Raw genomic sequence first — 21,704 nt, 5'->3', positions numbered from 1 at the left:
CTCTCTAATGTTTAAAAAGTGGGATACCAAAATAATACTCTAGTATCTTGGTTTTAAAAATGTATTCATATTTAGACTTTAATAAATCTGACTGTGCCGTCACAAATAAAGTCTGATTTTGATTTAATTCAAAGATATTAATTAAGCCAACAGAATAACGCTCCTTTGAGTACTCTAGAGACAGCTTCCTTGCTTCAAGACTTGCATTACTAGCCTCATACTTCTGATAAGCACTCTCCGTATCTGTATAAGCCTTAAACACGAGCTGCTCTAAATTCAGTGCAATTACCTCTCTTTCATTCTCTATCTGTTGTAGCGTAAGTTTTTTTAATTTGATACTATTTCGAGTAGAGAAACCATTAAAAATAGGTATCGTTAGACTTAAACCAAAATTCGAATTAAAGTTATCACTAAACTGATTGAAAAAAGAATTAGGCCCACCGTATACAGCCATACTATTCTGTCGCAATACACGCTGATTAGATCCTTCTACATACCCTACTTCAGAAGTAGATTCTAATAAGCGATTTTCTACTAATCGATCTTGGTAATTCATATTCGTACCTAGATTATAAAATGCTTGTAGAGTAGGGCTATAAGCAGACTTAGCTATACTTACATCTTTTTCTGCCATCAGCACATTCGTTTCTGCTGTTTTGATATCTGTCAATACTTCAGTAGCTCTATTAGTAATATCTTGAGGGCTATAGCTAAGCATACTTGACTCTGACACTTCATAATCCGTATCTACAATATCAAAAGATTCATAGGACTTGATTTGAAGCAATTGAGCTAAGTTTAAACGAGCCATCACTAATTCATTCTGTGAAATAATTAATCGCTGTGTATCTATAGCCACAGTCGCTTTGGCTTCTAACAAATCACCTGCTGGTACAACACCTTCATTCACTAACTCTTGCGTACGCTCCTGCTGACTCTTGTCATATTCTAATTGCGTTTGATTCGTCTTTACCAATTCTTTATTAAACAAAATCTGCAAATAAGAATTAATCACATTCAACGCAATATCCTCCTTCATCTTTTGCAACTTATACTGAGAAGCTAGATGTGATAATCTAGCCTTGACCAACATATTCTGTTTCTTCAGTCCTCCGTATAAATCTACTTTCATACCCAGACCTAAATTTGTCGCTTGAATAGTCTTACTATCTACCATACCTGTTAACTGATCTGGCTGATCTGCGATAGTCCATGAATGACTTCCGGTTAAATTGACATTAGGCATGAAGCTGCCTATCGCGATATCCTTATTAATCTCTGCGCTTTGTTCATCTAACTCATACTGCTTAATACGAATATTATTCTCTATTGCATAGTCAATACACTTCTCTAATGACCATAGAGTACGTTCTTGTCCTTTCACAAAAGAACAATATAAACCCAGTACTATACAAGTACCTTTTAGAAAGTAGCGATTAACCATATTCGATATACTCTTCTGAAATTAATAATTAATTATAACTCAAGTATAAAGTAATAAAAAAAACCGCTAATAGTAGCGGTTTTCTGTTATGATTTTGTACTTTTTTTGTTTTTATATACTCTATAACTAAAATACATAGCAAAAGCAACAAGCAAATACGGAAATATCATTAGGTACACTATTCCGTCGTTTACAGCTTCTGCTTTCACTCCTCCGTCTTCTGTCTCTAATGTAGCTCGACACATCGCACACTGAGCAAATGCCTCACCCGAAAAGAAAAATACAGAAAACAGTAGACCCCAAACTAACTTTTTCATCATTACTTAATTGTATTAGTTAATATAATAAGGCGAAATCATCAAGTAAACGATAACTCCTGTCACAGCTACATACAACCACATAGGGTAAGTAATACGAGCTAACTTTTTATGTCTAGCATAAGATCCAGAAATACCACGTACAAACGTGAACAAAACAAAAGGAATAATGATAATAGACAATAAAATATGGGTAATCAAAATAAAGAAATAGATAGGACGTATAATTCCCTCTCCTCCAAACTTCGTCTCAATAGAAGTCATGTGATAAGCCACATACATCGCTAAAAAAGCTACTGAACATGCAATACACAATTTGATTAAACGCTCGTGTAATTGCTTATTTCCTTTTTTAATAGCCATTACTGCCCATACTAATAATACAGCGGTAAGTCCATTAATAGTAGCGTAGATTGGAGGTAAAAATGATAACGGTTTTACATCATATCCTAGTTTCTGTAGATTAACTCCAAATAGGATAGCTACTACCACAGGTATTGCGATAGAAAGTATCCATATCCACTTATTGTACTTTTGTTCAATATTGTTTTCCATTTTAATAATATTATTCTTCTAATAATGCCTTTATATCCTCCTTTAACCAAGCAACACCTTCATCACTGGTCCCATCGTAATAAACTACAGGATTACCATGCTCATCTTTACGAGAACGAATATTCCCTTCCTTATCTATCAGGGCAAATAAACCTGAATGTTCAAAACCACCTGGTGCATCAGGATTAACTCCTGTGTATAAATTAAACTTCTTCGCTAAATCATAAATATACTTAGCATCTCCCGTCATCATATGCCAATATGGATTCTTCACTCCTAATCCTTCTGCATGAGTATGTAGAGCCTCTACAGTATCACGAGTAGGGTCTATCGTAATAGAAGCAATACCAAAATCTAATTTTCCATAGAATGTATCTTGTATTTTCAACATATTCGCATTCATAATAGGGCAGATAGTAGGACAGTTAGCAAAGAAGAACTCTACTAAATATACTTTCCCTTTATAATTATCATTGGTAATCGTCTTATTATTGTGATCCACTAATTCAAATTTAGGTGCAGTACCTATAATTTCTAAATCAGCTTTCTCAAACTTTTTAATAATCTTAGGCACAGCCCAAATTCCAAATATTAAAATAATAAGTGAGATCCAGATATACGACTTGTCTTTCATATTATTCGTTTGTATTAATTCGTTTATATTTTTTTAATGCTAATCGATACTCAGCCAAAAGCACTTTCACATCATCCATCATATCATTATTTAACTCTGCTGCTGATATTGTTGAGTAACCTTCCTTATACTCATAATTCCCTATTTTATTCTCTCCTTTACGTCCACGTACATTTCGGTCTTTATCCACTAGATAGACATTGCTACTTGCTAAATCACTATCTAACTTGCCAACAAGACCCAATGAATTAAAGAACTCTTGTATCTCCTCTGGTTTTAAGAATAGATAATTCCAATTAGACATATCAGATATCGGGCTCAACTCATCTACTACCTTCTGAGCGGCTTCCTCACTTCCATAAGGCAATACCATCACTAACTGAAAATCTTCAAAATCTTTATATCGTTTATATATCTTCTGATTTAAATTAAAGGCATCTCCTCTATCGCGGAACAAATGCGCTCCTGGAAAACCTAATACAGTAATCTTACCGTCTAAAGAAGGCATCTTGTCCAAGGACGAAGTTCCATTTGGAAAATCCTGAACACCTTCAGTAATTATAGGCAAACGCTTAAATTGATTAACACCTGTTGCAAAGAATAAGTATGCACAAATAGGCATCACAAACAGCAACGTTAGAATTAAATATTTTTTCATTTTTACACAATGTTGACTAACTAACAAAAATAAAAAAAGGCGGTCAATAAACCGCCTTTAAAATATATAATAATATGTTATTAAAATATCCACTTATATTGTGAGTTTTGGAATACATCGAAGATGTAATTACCTTCTGTCAACACTAAAGTGATTAAATAAACACATAAGAAAGTAAGAACTCCTGCTACAGACCATCTGAATGCTGATTTCTCTTGTTCTAAGTGCATAAATGCCCACATAATGTAGTATGCCTTAACAATCGTTAAGATAATGAAGATATAGTTCAATAAACTTAATCCAAAAATATGTACGTGGTGTAGAGATTCAGGTTTAATAATACCTAAGATAACCTCTACTAGAGTAACTACAGACATGATTACGAATACTGTCCATATTCTCTTTGTATTTGAATGATGTGCTCCTTCTGCTGCCATTTTACTTTATTTTTAAAATTAAACTAAATAGAAGAATGTAAATACAAACACCCATACTAAATCCACAAAGTGCCAGTATAATCCTCCTTTTTCAACCATTTCGTAAGAACCTCTTCTTTGGTAAGTTCCTAATAATACGTTGAAGAAAATTACTACATTAATTAAAATCCCTGTAAATACGTGGAATCCGTGGAATCCAGTAATGAAGAAGAAGAAATCTGCGAATACTTTATGTCCGTACTCATTGCGGATTAAGTTAGCTCCTTCTACTACTAATACAGCATCTTCTAAACGTTTAACTGATTGCTCTCTAGTTAAAATTTCTTTGTGCTTAGCATCTGTAGTTAATTGAGTTCTAATTCTTACGTTAGGATTAGCTTCAAAACCTGCTTTTACTTCTGCTAAAGAATATGTAGGTGCATTCTCTCCTTTTACAAACCAAGTAGCTTTAGCTCTTGTTAAAGTAGCCTCATCTCTGTTTGGATCTACTTTTGCAAAATCACCTAATGCAATCTGTTTACCATCTTCTCCTACGAACTGTAAGATAGATCCTCCACGAGTCTCTACTGCTCCGTAAGTTCCGTTAATAAAGTTTTTCCACTCCCATGCTTGTGATCCTAAGAATACTAAACCTCCTATGATCGTTAAGAACATGTACACTGCTACTTTATTCTTTTTCATTTGATGTCCAGCATCTACAGCTAATACCATAGTAACTGAAGAGAAAATTAAAATAAAAGTCATCAATGCCACATAGAACATCGGCGCATCTACACCGTGTAAAAATGGAAAGTGATTAAATACTTCGTCCGCAATCGGCCAAGTATCCATGAATTTGTAACGAGTAAACCCGTATCCTACAAGGAATCCACAAAAAGTTAATGAATCTGATAATATGAAATACCACATCATCATTTTACCATAGCTTACTTTAAGAGGCTCATTTCCTCCACCCCAAGTAGTTTCTTTAGTAGCTGCTGTAGTAACTGTCGCTCCCATAAAATGTTGTTAGTTATAAAGTTTTCAAATTTAGTTTATTTTTTTTATTTAAAGAATGTAAAAAATAAAAACAAATAAATCCACAATAAATCCAAAAAGTGCCAAAACCATGCACACAATTCAATTCCAATATATTGCTGTGAATTATACTTTTGTTTAAAATGATTATAAATTACATACAATAGTGATAAAACCCCTCCAGCTAAGTGAGCGATGTGCACTATTACGATCACATATAAAAATGATGTGGTAATCGTACTCTCACTCCCAGTGAAGAAATATCCCATAGATATTACCTCATTAAAGCCTTTGAACTGCAAAAAAACGAATAACAATCCTAATATCAAAGTAGAAACTAGATAAGTAGTTGTTTTATTGCGATCATTTTGTTTTATAGCCTTATATGCTAAGTGCATAGTAACGCTACTTATTGCGATTGCTAATGTACTATATAAAAAAGAATTTGGCAATTGAAACTCTGCTAACCAGTCTGGACGTGACTTACTTACTACATAAGCACTCGTTAGACCAGCGAAGACCATCATAATACTACCTATCCCGAAAAGCATCATCACCTTTAATGCCTTTCCTTTTCTTTCGTATTGTTCTTGAGCTGTTATATCCATTTATTGTTATCTTAAAATTTTATCAAGTATATAGATTATCTGTATTAACGAAATATACGTCACACTCACTAACATCAGTGAACGTGCTGCCTTATCTGTTCTTTTCTTATACAGTTTTATTCCTGCCCATAACATCCATAATCCTGCTAATAACACTAGCACAGCTGATACAGGTGTTAGGTATAATCTACCTGTAACTCCAAATGCAGGGAATACAGACGCAATGATTAACCAAATCGTGTATAAGATAATCTGTGTCGCAGTCTTAGAATCCTTCTCTCCTGTAGGTAACATAGAGAATCCTCCCTTTTTATAGTCGTCATATAAGAACCAACCAATAGCCCAGAAGTGTGGGAACTGCCAGAAAAACTGAATAATAAATAATGTTCCTGCCTCTATACCAAAGTTATTAGTAGCCGCTACCCATCCTAACATGAAAGGAATAGCACCTGGGAAAGCTCCTACGAAAACTGATAGAGGGGTAATAGTCTTTAACGGTGTATATACACTCGTGTACAAAAAGATAGAGATAGCACCGAACATAGCCGTCTTAGGATTCACTACATAAAGGATAGCGATACCTAATACTGTAAGCGTACAAGCTAAAATAAAAGCTGCACTAGGCTTAACTCTTCCAGACGCGATAGGACGATTCATAGTACGAGTCATCTTCGCATCTAGCTCTCTCTCTATAATTTGATTAAATACATTAGAAGCACCTACCATACAGTATCCTCCTATAGCAAGAGCTAGTACTGTAAGAATGTCAATACTTCCTAAATCGGGTATAGCTAAAAAGTAACCAGCTATGGTAGAAAAAACTACGCTGAGTGCCAACCCCATTTTAGTCATTTCTTTAAACTCCGTCAACACAGAAGTTGACGTATTTTTTTCAGACGATAAATTCAAAGCTGTTTTCATTTGTTTTTAATGATGTGCAAATATAGTTCAATTTTTAAAACAATACCTAAAAACAAACGTGACAGCCTTTAATATAACCTTTTTTTAAATATCCTCAGTCTTTAGTGTTCTAAAAAAAAAACATTCAAATAAATCAGCACTTTCACAAAAGAAACATTGATGATAATCACAAACAACTAAGATTGCTATGACTATCAAAACGAATTAAATATGTTTTTTAACAATTCTTACACTTATACCAATAGCTACTAAGTCAATTTAATGCAATTCACAACCAAAATAATACAACTTGTATTCTTCTCTTTTTCTAAATTCCAACACTAAAATATAGAAACACAAGGATAATCCTCTTCAAAAAACAAAGCCATAAAACACATCCAATGTTATCTACTTTCTGACTTAGAAATAAAAATTCTACAAGGCATTATAGTTATTCAACAACAATAAAATAGAATGCAACCATCTTATCAAAGTAATCCTGATAACAAAACACCTTTTTAGAAAAAATACAACGCTATTCATTCCAACATTAATACGCTATGCAGCTTTATTATCAATTCAAAAACAGGCTTAAATAAACAGCATTACAAAAAAAACAATAATCTACTTATTTACAACATCTTAAACCTTTCTAATCGGCAGTTATCGCATAGTGGTCGCATAGTGTTGCCATACTGCTCGCATATTTTTGGCTAGTTTTAATGCTATCACTACCCTATCATTATTCCATAACCATCTCATCGTACCCATAATGATTCCTTATGCATATACGATATTATAACCCTCTTCGCTATTTCTAATTAAAAACAATAAGTTTAAAAGCTTATCTAAACATTCAATGCACTTATCTAATACTTGTGATAAAACTCCTTAAAACCGCAAAAAAGCATCTCACAACAAGGCACAAAAAAAGAGCATCTAGTTTAGATGCTCTCATATAGAACTAAAATGTAATCTTAGTAATTATCTACTGTACCTGATCCGTCAACAATGATCTTAGCAGAAGAAGTTCCTAGACGTTTCACTCCTAAATCAATTAATTTGATCGCGAAGTCTTTATCACGTACTCCTCCAGAAGCTTTTACAGGTAGAGGCCCAGCGTTCTCTAACATTAAAATCATTGCTTCTAGTGTAGCACCATTCGGTTTACCACCTTCTGTTTTATAGAATCCTGTTGAAGATTTCACAAACACTTTCTCATAATCTTTCTCATTGAACTTCGATAACACCACATTTTTAATCAATGCTGTTAACTGCACAATTTGATTATCTGTCAAAGCAGCAGTCTCTATAATCCACTTCACTACTTTTCCAGCATCAAGACCTAGCTTCGTACACTCTGCTACTTCTTTTTTTACTTGTTCTACTTCTCCTTTTTGGAAAGCAGTATAATCAACTACATAGTCAATCTCATCCACCCCATCAGCAATGGCTTGTTTAGCTTCAGCTAACTTCGCCTCTAGACCGCGGTTCCCTTCTGGAAAATCTATAACTGTACCGATCGCCACCTTTGAGTTAGCAGCATCCACCATTTTTCGTCCCATCTTTACTTGGTCAGGGCGAATCATTGCTAATTTAAATTTCTCATCAATTGCTTCTTGAATTAAATCAGCTACTACCTGATTATTTTCTACTTCAGTTAAACCAGCTTGATCAGCTAATTTTAAATAAGTAGAATCCATAAATTCCCTTAAGTCTCTCATAATCTAAATATATTTAAAACAAAAAAAATGACCCCATGATGGGGTCATTTTTAAATCTTATTTCTTTCTTCTAAAAAGAGTCAAACATAGTAATACCCCAAATAAACTACCTAGACAGTTTGCTAATTCGTCAGCCCATTCTGCACTTCGAGAAGAAGTGAAGTAATACTGTAATAACTCTACAGTGCCTCCCATTAAACTAGCAATAGTAAAGATAAGAATACTTACCCAAATTCTAGACCTATTTGGCTTACTTTTCACTAAATATACAAACCAAATTATGGAAAATACAAAATAAAAAGTAAAATGTGCTACTTTGTCTTTATATGGGATATCAAATCTTGGTGCTTTTGCAATAGTATCACTATCCAACAGGCAACCTGCTAATACAAGACCTGTCCATAGTATTCCTAATACAAAAAAAGTTTTACGCCCCAATCAATTCTTTATATTGTGCATCTGATAATAAAGATGATACTTCATCCATATTAGACACTTTTACTTTAATCATCCATCCTGCTCCGTAAGGATCAGTATTCACTAACTCTGGCTCTGTATCTAAGCCTTCGTTAAACTCGATCACCTCTCCTGACAATGGTAAGAATAAGTCAGAAACGGTTTTTACTGCTTCTACAGTTCCGAAAACTTCATCTCTATCTAAAGTTTGATCCAATGTCTCAACTTCTACATAAACGATATCTCCAAGTTCTCTCTGAGCGAAGTCAGTAATTCCAATTGTAGCAACATCTCCTTCGATAGCTACCCACTCGTGATCTTTAGTGTACTTTAAATTAGCTGGTATATTCATTATAATAAGTTTTTAGCAAATGTATAATATTATTACATAATGTGGAACCAATATCCGTTAATTTCCAAAATTATATCGCATTGTAAAACCTGCTCGAATATTCGTGATTGGATACATAGTCGAAATAACGGCTTTAGAGAATGAATGGTCATAGAAGAAGAGCGCTGTAAGGTTCTTACTCAACATATAGTCTGCTGACAATTTCAACGACCACATATTTTGTCCTCCACCAGTCTGGCTATTTCCATAGTCTAGATAGCGCACTACCGTCTCTCTCTTCGTCAATGTGAAGTCTGCCTTAATATTAATATCACTAGCGATTCTTCCTCCCATTCCATTGTTAGCATACATCGAGTTAAACCCTACGTCTTTGACACGGTACCCCAATCCTAATACAAAGTCATTCCCATTCGTCTCTGTCAATAAATTATTGTCAAAGCTCAACGATAGCATTCTATCTTTTCTCATCTCTAAAGACATTCTGATCGAAGATTTTGTCTCCACTTCAAAACGGATTAAAGGATTAAACTGCTCAAATAATGTAGCATTGTTTACAACATATTCACTAGGGTAATTACCATATTTATTTACTTCATTCGGAGCTTTATAATACTCCGTATTATAACTGTAAGACCCCAATGTATAAGAGGCTCTATATCCATGGTTAATAGAGAAGTTCTTGAAATTATCTTTAAACCATCCTATTCTCATCAGTCCTCTGTACTTCAAGTTCCAGTTAGGCAAAGGCATTCCTTTAAACAAACCTGTCGAAACCTTATTCGCATCTTTACCTGTATACGCCGCCACAAAAGATGGTAATAATACAGACTGACTTCCTTTACTATACCCGATAGGGAATCCTTCTCTATCTAAGTTGGCAGGATTGGTAATATCAATACCACGCTCTACAGCTAATCTATTTGCTACGATAATACGATTATCCAACATTCTGTCAAAAGTAGCTGAACTCATTAAATCACTACTAGAGAAAGCTGTACTTAACATCACCGTAGACATACTGAAGTTTCCATAACTATAAGGTGCTTGTCCTATATACTCATTGTTCTCTACCACGAATTGTTCTGAATAGTTATCAGACTTCATACGTTCAGCATAAAGATCAATAGTCAAGTCAGGTATTAAAGATATTGAAGCATTCAGGTTAAGTGTCTTATTACTAATCGTAGTATAAGGTTGATTCATCTCTGGGTAATCTGTTAAATACCCTTTACGAGCAGCATCATATCTAATATCTGCTTGATTACCGAATACGAACCCTAAATCAGGTTTAGACGTACCAAAGAAACCTACAGTAGGTAAGAAACCTGGTAACATCGTACCACTATTCTCAGAATAATTAATCTGGATATTCTTTACAGATGTTAATACTCCTATTAATAAATCTTTCGTAGCAGTACCAAATGCAGATGGCTCCCCTTTCTCCTTCTTGTCTTTTTTCTTAGTATCTTCTTTCGCTTGTACTACTTTCTGTCCAGGAACGATAGTTGCTTTTTTCGCTTTAGAAGGCGTTCTTCTGCGATCAGAGCTTTTCACCAACCCTAAATAACGATACAAAGTCTCCATACCTAAAGTAGTATTCAGACGTTGTGTTCTCGCATTCTGAATCGTGTTCCCCAAAGAATAATTAATACCGTCTATGTCAATATTAGAATAAGCGTCTGATGCACGTTGCCAGTTAAAGCTACCTGTATAAGCATAGTTAGAACGGATAAAAGACAATACTGGAATCTTACTAAAAGGCAATTCATAATTCACTGTTAACTGCTGTGTAAACTGATTAGGCTCACCAATATTAAAGTAATCATCCCATATTGTATTCGTATTATCTACGATTCCATTTACACTGTCATAATAGTTTCGAACGATATTATTACTACCTCCGATATAACTTAGACGAAGAGATTTAGTCAAGTCAAAATTGAATCCAAAGTTATAGTTAAAGAAATAATTTCTTCTATACAATGGATCTAAACCTATCCCTTCTACATCTATTAGTCTAAACTCTTGTCTATTATACTGACGCATAATATTAGAACTAAACGATATATTAGTCGGTAGATAATTAAAGTTAAAGTCTCTCAATAGTCCCCAATATTGCCCTTTCATAAAACCGATGTTTTTAAAAGGCTCTACAGACTTCGTTTCGAAAGCATAAGTATAATCAAGTGATGATCTCACTTGTTGTTCTAACATTGACTCTATTTCAAAATCGTGGTGTCTCACCTCATTATACGAGTGAGATACTGTAATATTCTCTATATCATAGATACGATTCTTTTGTTCTGGTCCTCTCTGCTTATTAACACCAATAAAGTTTATACTCTTACGCTTCGTGTAGTCCATCGCTCTCTTCTCAGCCTCTTCTGCCTCAGCTGATGTCTTCGCTCCAGACTTGATATAACTAAGCTTTAAATCAGGATTCATCGGATCGTACTCAGGCGTAATAAACTCTTCACTGATAGCATAATTAAATGGCAGTGTGATTCCCCAACGTTTAGGTAACAGTTGTCCTAAGTTTACGTTAGTCATTACACTGTACGACTTTCTATCTTCACGACTACGGTCATGAGGCCCTTGTTCTAATCCACCAAAACCAATAGTAGACTTCATCCCTGTCAAAGAGATATTAGCAAAGTCTGCTATATTAGCATCAACTGTAGCTGTAGCTGCCCATCCTCCTTTATTATCCATATCTGACATACGTAATTCATCAAACCAGAACTCTCCTGATAAGGCTTCTGCTCCTGGCGAGATATTACGTATCCCTATCATCATCATCCTTACTTTTCCAAAGTTTGGATTCCCTTTTATACCAAGTCTTACTTTATTAGGCTTATCTCCAGCACTTGGATTTAACTCCTCTTCATTTACATAAAATATCTTAGAACTGTCAAAACCAGGACGAGATACTTCTCCCATCTTCATCACTTTTAACTTTGCAAGTAAGTCTATAGGAAGATTTAGTTCATTCTCTTCCGGCCAAATCGCATCAGGGTTAGTTTCTCCACCATTTGTTATTTTTAATGGTATCTCTACTTCATAGAAGTTCTCAATAACATCACTACCTATACGGATGAATGCTGCCATCTCATAATCTTGTAAACGTCTCGATGCGCCACCTTCTAAAGACTCTCCATGGATAAACATTCTCAGTTTTTTATACTGACGCATGTCTACATTAAAGATCTTAAATACTCCTCTAGCATCATTCGAAAGTAAACCTGAAGGATAAGCATTTAAATCTTTTGGATATATCTTTAATGAAAGTGATTGTTCATTCTGATTAATCAATGTATTATTCATATAAACCTGTTCTCTTCTTACTCCAGGAGGAGTTACGTAAGGAATAGGTTTACGATCATAATTATCTGTTAGATTCACAGAAGATACATCTATTCCTGTATTAGAGTATTTCTCATCATTAGTCCCTGAATTATCTTCTATGAGGTTTCTGTCATATCGCTTCCAATCCGATCGAACTAAGTTTAAAGTTCCAAAACGAAGTGTTACTTGTTTCTCGAAACCTGTAAGATACATTCTCATAAACTTCATTGATCTCGTATCTTCTATAGCTCCTACTTTTTTCCCTTTAGTATCAATTGGGATTTTGTACTGAATCCATCTTACATCAGATACAGATCCATCAGGTAACTGTACTTTAGTTTCTCTGACATCTGTAACATATTTATCACCTACTATAGTGTTAGGCTTCACTTTTACCTTATACTCAAAGTATGCATCAATAGTATTCATGGTATTATCCCCATCAATATCTTCTGCATCAGGCTGATTATTTCCTGCTCTCCCACCGCCTGCTGGGCTATTATTTTCTAAACCATTATAATCTCTATAACGCTCTAATATTCCACCTTGAGCATCTAAATAATGTACAAAGTTATCTGCTGCTGGATCACTAAATCCTGCAAAATCTTTAAAGAAAGCTCTTTCTTCTTCATCATTTAAACCATCAAGTCCAACGTCTTGTAACCTTCTATTCTCTGCATTATTATCAAATGCATAAACTAATGAAGGAGCTGAAGGTACTTTCCCCCAAACAGTATTAATCGTTGTTACTGCATTAGCTCCTGTATCAGGTAGTCCATTCTCATACTGCTTATGTCCATCTCTCAAAATATCTTCAGAGATAAAACCTAAGTTTAATCTAAGCTCTCCTGTATTCTGAACAGTTAATGCATCACCACTCTTTCCTACATACGGATCCATTACCCAAAACTCTACAAACTCAATATTCGCTTGTTCAAAGTTCGTAGTCGTTAAACCACGCATAATACCTGCCCAGTTTTTTCTAGGTGTTAAAGAGCGAGGGTTCGTTAGATAACTTCTATTAAAATTATAAGGTCCTCTCTCCTCTGGATAATAAGTCAAGTCTAGTGTATTAATCACTCGACTCTCTCCATAAGCAATATCTTTGTCAGGGAATAACTCTTCACTGTAAATCCTACGTGTTCTATTAGATGATAAATCATACTCACTTACCCCATCTGGTTTGCTCCCTACATAAAATGTTGGATCAATAGAATACCATGACATCTTAGATCTTCTATATCCATCCTCTAGAGAATATGCTGGCAAAGCTACATCCACCTTATCTCTATCACTATCTATTTCATTCAATCCATGGAATCCTACTGGTACACTCGATAACTTCCATGAGAGAGGGGACTTAACATCAATAATAGATTGCATTCCTTCAAAATCATCAATGTAAGAAGTTGCTTCACCATTCATCTGATCTAATTTAGAGGAACCTGGTTTTAAATAAGCAAATTCTCCTCTAAACGAAACTCTAGATTCTACATCTGTATCTATATTAGGTAACTTATTAACCATTCTAGTTAAGAAAGGTACTTCAGTAGAATACTGTGCATTCAATCCCCAGATTGTATTATTCACAGCTTCTTGACCATAACTCGACTTATGAGTAAATGGACGTTCTGACATCTGTAAGAATGTACCTCCTAATATAAAGTCTTTGCTAAACTTATGTTCTACGTGCATTCCGAAGAAACGCTTAGTCTGCTGACCAAACATCGTATTATTCTCTACAGAAACTTCGATCGGTGTATTAGATGCTTGTAGTCCTGGATCTAATATCATCACTCGACCTCTACTGTAATCTACTGTATAATCTACTCCTTCTACTAATACCCTACCTGCTGCTCTTACAATAACTGATCCTGGAGCGACATTAAATGATCCAATAGGAATACCTTCTCCCATTGAACTAGAGAATTTCCCTTTTAACTGGAATTTATTCTTCTCATTTTGGCTTCGTAGAGCTTCTGCTTTAGTAGTACGATACATACTTCTAAAGACATACTTTGATTGGTTTTTATTATATGAACTAGATTCGTTATAATCTTCACTTAACTGATTAGCCGAAAGCTTTTTAAATAAGTGCTCTCCAAAAGGCTCAACAGTCGTAAAAATAATACGACCATACATTGGGTCTATCGTAATCCCATCAAATGTATTGCTGTTGTATTGGTTATTATTATTTCCGTATCCTCCACTGTTGCCATACCCTCCATTATTCCCGTATCCGCCGTTATTTCCAAAACCACCATTGTTTCCAAAGCCTCCATTATTACCGCCATATCCTCCATTACCACCATAGCCACCATTGTTATTATTACCATAACCATTATTCATATTACCTGCATTAGTAGGATCAAACGTGTTTTGCATTCCTCCATTAGGCAAAAAGTCAAAGAAACCATCTCCCCCTTGCTGAGGGTCATTCGTATAATTCAATCGGTCTAAATGGAATACTTTTAATAATGGTGTGCGCTCTACATCTGGAGGCAATGGCTTCCCATCCACAGAACTAATATAATTCAGTGGACTCGGATCTGTATAAAGAATATTGAATCTAAACTTATCTTGTGAGATATACATCGCATTCGGAATCTGATAGATATTCTTCATCATCAGTTTCCATACTGGCTGCCCTACTAAAGTAAAATTACTTTTTAATAGCTTCAGAATAAGCGATTGACTCTGTGGCACATCTGGGTTTGCCTCATCTACACCAGGAGGCAATACCGTCATACCTCCATCTGTACCAAACTCCCCCACTTGATATATCTTATCTCCAATAGAGTACTGGAACGCTACAGCAAGAACTTCATCATTAGAAAGTTTTTGTTGTAATGATATGTATCCTAACTGAGGATGGAATGTAAACTCATTGGCACTTAACTTACGTGCTCCCTCTAAACGTACAAAATCTCGTCCTTCTTGTACAGATACATTAAATCCACTTGCACCTGATGTGTTTAATCGAATAGAGGAATTTAAATAATTACCCCCAATGTTTCCTGGGTCATATTGGTTATTCGCATTATCAGGATATGCATTAGGCACTCCATTGATAGTAAAGAAATCAGGCTCAGGCTTAGAAACAACATCTGCATTAGGTCTTCCTAATTTATTCTGTCCTTCTCCTAAATCCTGTATAGCTATAATATTACGTGCATTATTACCTGTTTGATTAACGCGTCCATATCGATTCGTTATCCATACTTCTACACGGGTAATTCTTACTCTACTTTTTATAAAAGGATATTTCTCTAAAGCCTCATCATAGTTATTTCTAAAATAATGAGATAAAAAGAAGTGTCTATCCTCATCATAATCTAACGCATCTAATTCGAACTCTTCTAATGTTCCTGCACCGTCAGCACGAATAGAAGTCGTCTGAGACTTCTGCTCTGAGAATACTCCTGTAATAGTGGTTCTACCGAATTGTAATTCTGTCTTTACCCCAAATAAACTCTGTGCTCCTCTAACTAGCGAACCACTAATAGGCATACTTACATTACCTACTTCTACTTTACGTACGATATCATCTTCGTCTGGTGCGAAAGATAATTTCATCATATTCTGGAAGTCAAAAGTAGCCTGGGTATCATAATTAATATTCACAGCTAGTCTAGTACCTACCATTCCTTGTAATCCCATACTAATGCGTTGATTAAAATCAAACGCCATATTCTTACGATTACGCGTAGATACTACAGGGTTATCTTGTTTACTATAACGAACTCCCATATCAAACTCTACAGATCCTGTAGGTTTAACATCAATAGTATTCGATCCAAAAATAGTACTGAACAACTTCGAATTCACATAATAACGTGGTAACATATCACGCTTGATCTCTTCGTTCTCCTCACGTCCATGCATTACATTAAATCGCTGCTGAAAATACTTACGCAACTCTGCACGCATAATAAGCTCTTCAAACTCTTTACGAGTTAATACAAGAGGATAATTGACATTAAATCCGTCAAAGGTTTTAGTAAAGTAGTAACTATCCGTTAAAGGATCATAGGAGTATGCTTCCTTAATAAGATTAGGATCAGGTATGACAATTTTCCCAATATCATATTGAGTTTGTAAACTATCAGCTACTTGTTCATCTGGATCTTGAGCATACATCCCTTGTACGCTCAAAAAAAGAACAACTAGCCAAAAAAAAATTGACTTTGATATAGGAAATTGCCCCCTCAAAATTTATAAGTTTTTTAAAGCTTGCTTAATGATGAATTCAACAGATGCATCAGGTGTTTGCTTCATAATCTTATCAACAACTTTCTCAGCTGATTTACGTACAAAACCTAATACCTCTAAAGCTGATAACGCTTCATCTGCATTTGTATTGTTAATAACAGGAGAAACTTCATCAATATTATACAATTTTATTACCTTTTCTTGTAAGTCAAGTATAACACGCTGAGCAGTTTTAGCACCAATCCCTTTTACAGACTGGATTGTTTTTACATCAGCAGAAGCAATAGCTTGTAGAAGCTCTTTAGGAGCAATAGATGAAAGCATATTACGCGCAGTATTACCACCAATACCAGAAACTGATATCAATAGTTTAAATAATTCACGTTCTATTTTATCTATAAAACCGAACAGAGTATGTCCGTCTTCTTTTATTTGTAGGTAAGTATATAATCTCAAATTTTCTGAGGAACCAATTTGAGAAAAAGTATGCAGGGAAATATGGATAAGATATCCTACTCCCCCGCAATCTATTACCACTTCTGTGGCTGTTTTTTCTACTAGGCGTCCTTGAATATGTGCTATCATTATTATATCAAATTTTACTTCAAAAATAACAATAAATATTAACTATCTACTAACAAATAACTAATCGCACAACTACTATTCAGAGTACCAGTATATTATTTCTTTTTGCGATTCTCGCGTACTTGAGCATCTACTACAGCTACAGCTGTCATATTAACCATCTCATCAACACTAGCACCTAGTTGGAATACGTGAACAGCTTTATCTAAACCTAAAATAATAGGACCAATAGAAGTCGCTTTATTCAATTCTTTCAACATTTTATAAGTGATATTAGCAGAATCTAGGTTAGGAAAAATAAGTGTATTTACTTTCTTATCTACTAACTTAGAAAAAGGGAATTTCTTCTTCAACATTTCACTATTTAAAGCGAAGTCGATCTGAATTTCACCATCTACAATCATCTCTGGATGTTGATCATGTAAGATACTAACTGCCTCTTTCATTTTTGTTGGAGAAGCATTAGGTGCAGACCCAAAGTTAGCATATGATAACATTGCAACAACAGGTTCCATACCGAACATACGTACAGTCTTCTCTGTCATCACGGCTATTTTAGCTAAATCTTCAGCTGTAGGATCAGGGTTAATAGCAGTATCTGCTAAGAACATTGGTCCTCTCTTCGTCATCATTAAGTTCGTTGTAGCTACTCTGCTTACACCTTGCGCACGAGGTATTAATTCTAAGATAGGTTTAACTACATTAGGATAACTACGAGAATATCCTGTCAACATAGCATCTGCCTGCCCTTCATTCACTAACATAGATGCAAAGTAGTTTCTTTCTAACATTAGTTTACCTGCATCGTATAAAGTAACTCCTTTGCGCTTTCTAGTTGCCCAATAAGCATTAGCAAAAGCAGCTCTTCTTTCTTTTTGCTCATCAGACTTAGGATCAATAATTTCTACATCATCATTAAACTCTATTTCTTTCTTAAGCTCTTGAATAGTTTCTTTATCTCCTAATAAGATTGGAGTCACCATTCCTTCTTCATAAGCAATCTGAGCAGCTTTTAATACATCTAAATGGTCAGCTTCAGCATATACCACACGTTTTGGTTCAGTCTTAGCACGGTTGATTAACATACGTACTAATTTATTATCTGACCCCATTCTTTCTTCTAAAGAAGATTTATATTCTTCCCAATCTGTAATTGGAGCAAGTGCTATTCCACTTTCCATTGCTGCTTTAGCAACTGCAGGAGGAACAACAGATATCAATCTAGGGTCAAATGGTTTTGGGATAATATATTCTCTACCGAAAGTAAACTTAGTCTCTCCGTAAGCAATATTTACTTGCTCTGGCACTGGCTCTTTAGCTAACTTAGCCAAAGCTACTACAGCAGCCATCTTCATTTCTTCGTTAATCTTAGTAGCACGTACGTCTAATGCCCCTCTAAAGATATAAGGGAAACCTAATACGTTATTAACTTGGTTAGGGAAGTCAGAACGACCAGTAGCCATAATAACATCCTTACGTGTAGAAGTTGCAAGGTTATAGTCGATTTCAGGTCTTGGATTAGCCATCGCAAACACGATTGGGTTATCTGCCATCCCTAAAAGCATTTCTGGTTTTAATACATCCGCAGTAGACAATCCGATAAATACATCAGTCCCTTTTAAAGCATCTGCTAAAGAGATATCACTATCAACAGCAAACTCTCTTTGTAAATCTGAAATACGTGTATCGTCTTTCTTTAAAACACCTTTACTGTTAAACATTTTTATATTCTCTTGTTTAACACCAAAAGCTACATACAACTTAGCACATGCGATAGCAGCTGAACCTGCACCAGAAACTACCATCGTAATTTCTTCCATTTTCTTACCAGCTAACTCTACTGCATTTAGCAAAGCTGCTGCTGAGATAATAGCAGTACCATGCTGGTCATCGTGCATTACAGGAATATCTAACTCTTCTTTCAATCTTCTTTCGATTTCAAAAGATTCTGGAGCTTTGATATCTTCTAAGTTAATTCCTCCGAAAGTTGGAGAAATGTTTTTTACAGTTTCGATAAACTTATCTACATCAGTAGTATCTACTTCAATGTCAAAAACATCAATATCTGCAAAAATCTTAAACAGCAACCCTTTTCCTTCCATTACTGGCTTAGATGCTTCAGCTCCGATATCTCCAAGTCCTAGTACTGCAGTACCGTTAGAGATAACAGCAACTAAATTTCCTTTTGCTGTATATTTATATACATTATTTACATCGCTTGCAATTTCCAGACAAGGCTCTGCTACACCTGGTGAATATGCTAAGGCTAAGTCTCTTTGTGATGAATACTTCTTCGTAGGAACAACTTGTATCTTACCAGGCGTTGGTTCAGCATGGTATTTAAGTGCTTCTCTACGTAAACTATCTTTATTCATATATTTACATTTAACGTGATGAACAAAGATAACCTTTTTGTAATATAATTCGGATTTACGAAATTCACTCCCCTAAAAATTGCATATTTCGCAACAAGCCCTCATATTTCGTCCTTTTAATTGCGGATTTTTTAAAAATTTCATTAAAAGTCTCCTTCGTAAGTTCTTTCCATTCGTGCTTTGAATACTCTATTAACGCATTATTAGGAATAAATCTTTGCTCTTTATGGGGAGATGCAAAGCGATTCCACGGACAAACATCTTGACACACATCGCAACCAAACATCCAATTATCTAATTTCCCACTAAAGTCGGTTGGAATATCATCTTTCAATTCTATGGTGAGATATGAAATACATTTACTCCCGTTTACAATATGAGGACTTTCAATAGCTTCTGTAGGACAAGCATCTATACATTTAGTACACGTTCCACAATGATCAGTAGTAGGGCCGTCTTCTTCTAATTCTAAATCAATTATTAATTCAGCAATAAAAAAGAAAGAACCGCTTTTTCTATTAATCAAATTGTTATTCTTACCGACCCATCCCAAGCCAGCCTTAGCTGCCCAAGCTTTATCTAAGACTGGTGCAGAATCAACAAATACACGTCCATCTACAGCCCCTATTTCACTTTCTATAAAGTACAGAAGCTCTTTCAGCTTATCTTTTATCACATGGTGATAATCCTCTCCATAAGCATACTTAGATATTTTATAACTATCACTAATTTGTCTTTCTTCTGGGTAGTAATTTAAAGTTAATGACACAACGCTTTTCGCTCCTTCTACAAGTAATCTAGGATCAAGGCGTTTATCAAAATGATTCTCCATATAAGACATCTGCCCATGCATTTGTTTATTCAACCACTGCTCTAAACGAGGAGCCTCAACTTCTAAGAAATCCGCTTTAGAAATACCACAAGACGAAAAGCCAAGGCGTTTGGCCTCGGCTTTTATAATATTAGAATATTTACTTTTATTTTCAATCATTTAATCACTTCTATGACCACTATATATCAAAAAGCCCACCTTGTGGATGAATTCTTTCTCTACCTAAGTGTTTATAAGCTTTGTCAGTTACCTCACGCCCTCTTGGAGTTCGAACAATAAAACCTTCTTGAATTAAATAAGGCTCATAAACTTCCTCTATTGTTTCACCATTCTCAGAAACAGCAGTCGCTAAGGTAGATAATCCTACTGGTCCTCCCTTAAACTTATCAATAATCGTACTCAATATCTTATTATCCATTTCATCTAATCCAAAAGAATCTACATTCAATGAATTTAAGGCGTATTTAGAAATCTCGATATCAATATCACCATTCCCTTTTATCTGTGCGAAATCACGTACACGTCTCAACAATGCGTTTGCAATACGAGGTGTTCCTCTACTTCTTCCCGCTATTTCTATAGCAGCTTCTAGATCAATATGAACACCTAATATAGAAGCACTACGTTCAATAATAGTGGCTAATAGTTCCTTATTGTAATACTGAAGGCGACTTTGAATACCAAAACGAGCACGCATTGGTGAAGTCAATAAACCAGAACGAGTTGTCGCACCTACTAATGTAAACGGATTTAAATGAATCTGAACCGTACGTGCATTCGGACCAGACTCTATCATAATATCAATCTTAAAGTCCTCCATAGCAGAATACAAATACTCTTCTACTATAGGGCTTAAACGATGAATCTCATCAATAAATAAAACATCACGTTCCTCAAGATTAGTTAATAATCCAGCTAAATCACCTGGTTTATCTAAAACTGGTCCGGAAGTGATCTTAATTCCCACATCAAGTTCATTAGCTAAAATATTAGCTAATGTAGTCTTACCAAGTCCTGGAGGTCCATGAAACAAAGTATGATCTAAAGCTTCTCCCCTTTGATTAGCAGCTTCAACGAAAATCTTCAAATTCTCTAATACCTGATCTTGCCCAGCAAAATCATCAAAAGACAGCGGGCGTAACTTCTTCTCAACATCTAATTCATCAGAAGAAAAGTGCTTATTAGTTGGGTTTAAATTCTCATTCATAGTACAAATATAATTCAAATATCAGAGTCTACACTAACAAAAAAAG

17 protein-coding genes are annotated in these 21,704 nt (G+C 35.0%); all 17 read right to left on the bottom strand.

Annotated features, from left to right (window positions below):
- Positions 1-4: 4 nt before the first annotated feature.
- Entirely contained in the window at positions 5-1,384 is a 1,380-nt protein-coding gene (locus tag MYRA21_RS08510) for a TolC family protein (RefSeq protein WP_230456706.1), read from the bottom strand.
- 146 nt (positions 1,385-1,530) lie between these two features.
- On the bottom strand, positions 1,531-1,764 hold the full coding sequence (locus tag MYRA21_RS08505; RefSeq protein ID WP_006257342.1) for a hypothetical protein: 234 nt from the start codon (positions 1,762-1,764) through the stop codon (positions 1,531-1,533).
- Positions 1,765-1,776: 12 nt separating this feature from the next.
- Entirely contained in the window at positions 1,777-2,316 is a 540-nt protein-coding gene (locus MYRA21_RS08500; protein ID WP_006257343.1) for a DUF420 domain-containing protein, read from the bottom strand.
- 10 nt (positions 2,317-2,326) lie between these two features.
- On the bottom strand, positions 2,327-2,950 hold the full coding sequence (locus tag MYRA21_RS08495) for an SCO family protein (RefSeq protein WP_006257344.1): 624 nt from the start codon (positions 2,948-2,950) through the stop codon (positions 2,327-2,329).
- Position 2,951: 1 nt separating this feature from the next.
- On the bottom strand, positions 2,952-3,572 hold the full coding sequence (locus tag MYRA21_RS08490) for a hypothetical protein (protein ID WP_006257345.1): 621 nt from the start codon (positions 3,570-3,572) through the stop codon (positions 2,952-2,954).
- A gap of 116 nt (positions 3,573-3,688) precedes the next feature.
- The gene (locus tag MYRA21_RS08485) at positions 3,689-4,045 is read right to left on the bottom strand and encodes a cytochrome C oxidase subunit IV family protein (protein WP_006257346.1); all 357 of its coding nucleotides are present in this window, start codon (positions 4,043-4,045) and stop codon (positions 3,689-3,691) included.
- An 18-nt stretch (positions 4,046-4,063) separates the two neighbouring features.
- On the bottom strand, positions 4,064-5,044 hold the full coding sequence (locus MYRA21_RS08480) for a cytochrome c oxidase subunit 3 (protein ID WP_006257347.1): 981 nt from the start codon (positions 5,042-5,044) through the stop codon (positions 4,064-4,066).
- Positions 5,045-5,088: 44 nt separating this feature from the next.
- Complete coding sequence (locus tag MYRA21_RS08475; protein ID WP_006257348.1) at positions 5,089-5,670, bottom strand: cytochrome c oxidase subunit 3; 582 nt, start codon at positions 5,668-5,670, stop codon at positions 5,089-5,091.
- 6 nt (positions 5,671-5,676) lie between these two features.
- Positions 5,677-6,591 carry a heme o synthase gene (gene cyoE, locus MYRA21_RS08470; RefSeq protein ID WP_006257349.1) on the bottom strand — a complete coding sequence of 305 codons (915 nt, stop codon included), beginning with the start codon at positions 6,589-6,591 and terminating at the stop codon, positions 5,677-5,679.
- Positions 6,592-7,547: 956 nt separating this feature from the next.
- A complete protein-coding gene (gene deoC, locus MYRA21_RS08465; RefSeq protein ID WP_006257350.1) occupies positions 7,548-8,294 on the bottom strand; it encodes a deoxyribose-phosphate aldolase in 747 nt (248 codons plus the stop codon).
- Positions 8,295-8,351: 57 nt separating this feature from the next.
- The gene (locus MYRA21_RS08460) at positions 8,352-8,732 is read right to left on the bottom strand and encodes a VanZ family protein (RefSeq protein ID WP_006257351.1); all 381 of its coding nucleotides are present in this window, start codon (positions 8,730-8,732) and stop codon (positions 8,352-8,354) included.
- Positions 8,722-9,102 carry a glycine cleavage system protein GcvH gene (gene gcvH, locus MYRA21_RS08455; protein WP_006257352.1) on the bottom strand — a complete coding sequence of 127 codons (381 nt, stop codon included), beginning with the start codon at positions 9,100-9,102 and terminating at the stop codon, positions 8,722-8,724. The genes MYRA21_RS08460 and gcvH overlap by 11 nt, the downstream gene beginning before the upstream one ends.
- A 57-nt stretch (positions 9,103-9,159) precedes the next feature.
- Positions 9,160-16,659: a cell surface protein SprA gene (gene sprA, locus MYRA21_RS08450; RefSeq protein ID WP_006257353.1), complete on the bottom strand. Its 7,500-nt coding sequence runs from the start codon at positions 16,657-16,659 to the stop codon at positions 9,160-9,162.
- A gap of 3 nt (positions 16,660-16,662) precedes the next feature.
- The gene (gene ruvA, locus MYRA21_RS08445; RefSeq protein ID WP_006257354.1) at positions 16,663-17,244 is read right to left on the bottom strand and encodes a Holliday junction branch migration protein RuvA; all 582 of its coding nucleotides are present in this window, start codon (positions 17,242-17,244) and stop codon (positions 16,663-16,665) included.
- 95 nt (positions 17,245-17,339) lie between these two features.
- Positions 17,340-19,619 (bottom strand): NADP-dependent malic enzyme, encoded by a 2,280-nt coding sequence (locus MYRA21_RS08440; RefSeq protein ID WP_006257355.1) that lies wholly within the window; start codon positions 19,617-19,619, stop codon positions 17,340-17,342.
- A 64-nt stretch (positions 19,620-19,683) separates the two neighbouring features.
- Positions 19,684-20,610, bottom strand: coding sequence for a tRNA epoxyqueuosine(34) reductase QueG (gene queG / locus MYRA21_RS08435; protein ID WP_006257356.1), 927 nt, complete (start codon positions 20,608-20,610; stop codon positions 19,684-19,686).
- 19 nt (positions 20,611-20,629) lie between these two features.
- On the bottom strand, positions 20,630-21,658 hold the full coding sequence (ruvB, locus tag MYRA21_RS08430) for a Holliday junction branch migration DNA helicase RuvB (protein ID WP_006257357.1): 1,029 nt from the start codon (positions 21,656-21,658) through the stop codon (positions 20,630-20,632).
- Positions 21,659-21,704: the final 46 nt, after the last annotated feature.

This window comes from Myroides sp. A21, from assembly GCF_000807225.1.
GTDB classification, from domain to species: domain Bacteria; phylum Bacteroidota; class Bacteroidia; order Flavobacteriales; family Flavobacteriaceae; genus Flavobacterium; species Flavobacterium odoratimimum.
Note: the sequence above shows the minus strand (reverse complement) of the source record. Positions and strands in the feature narration are given on the sequence as shown.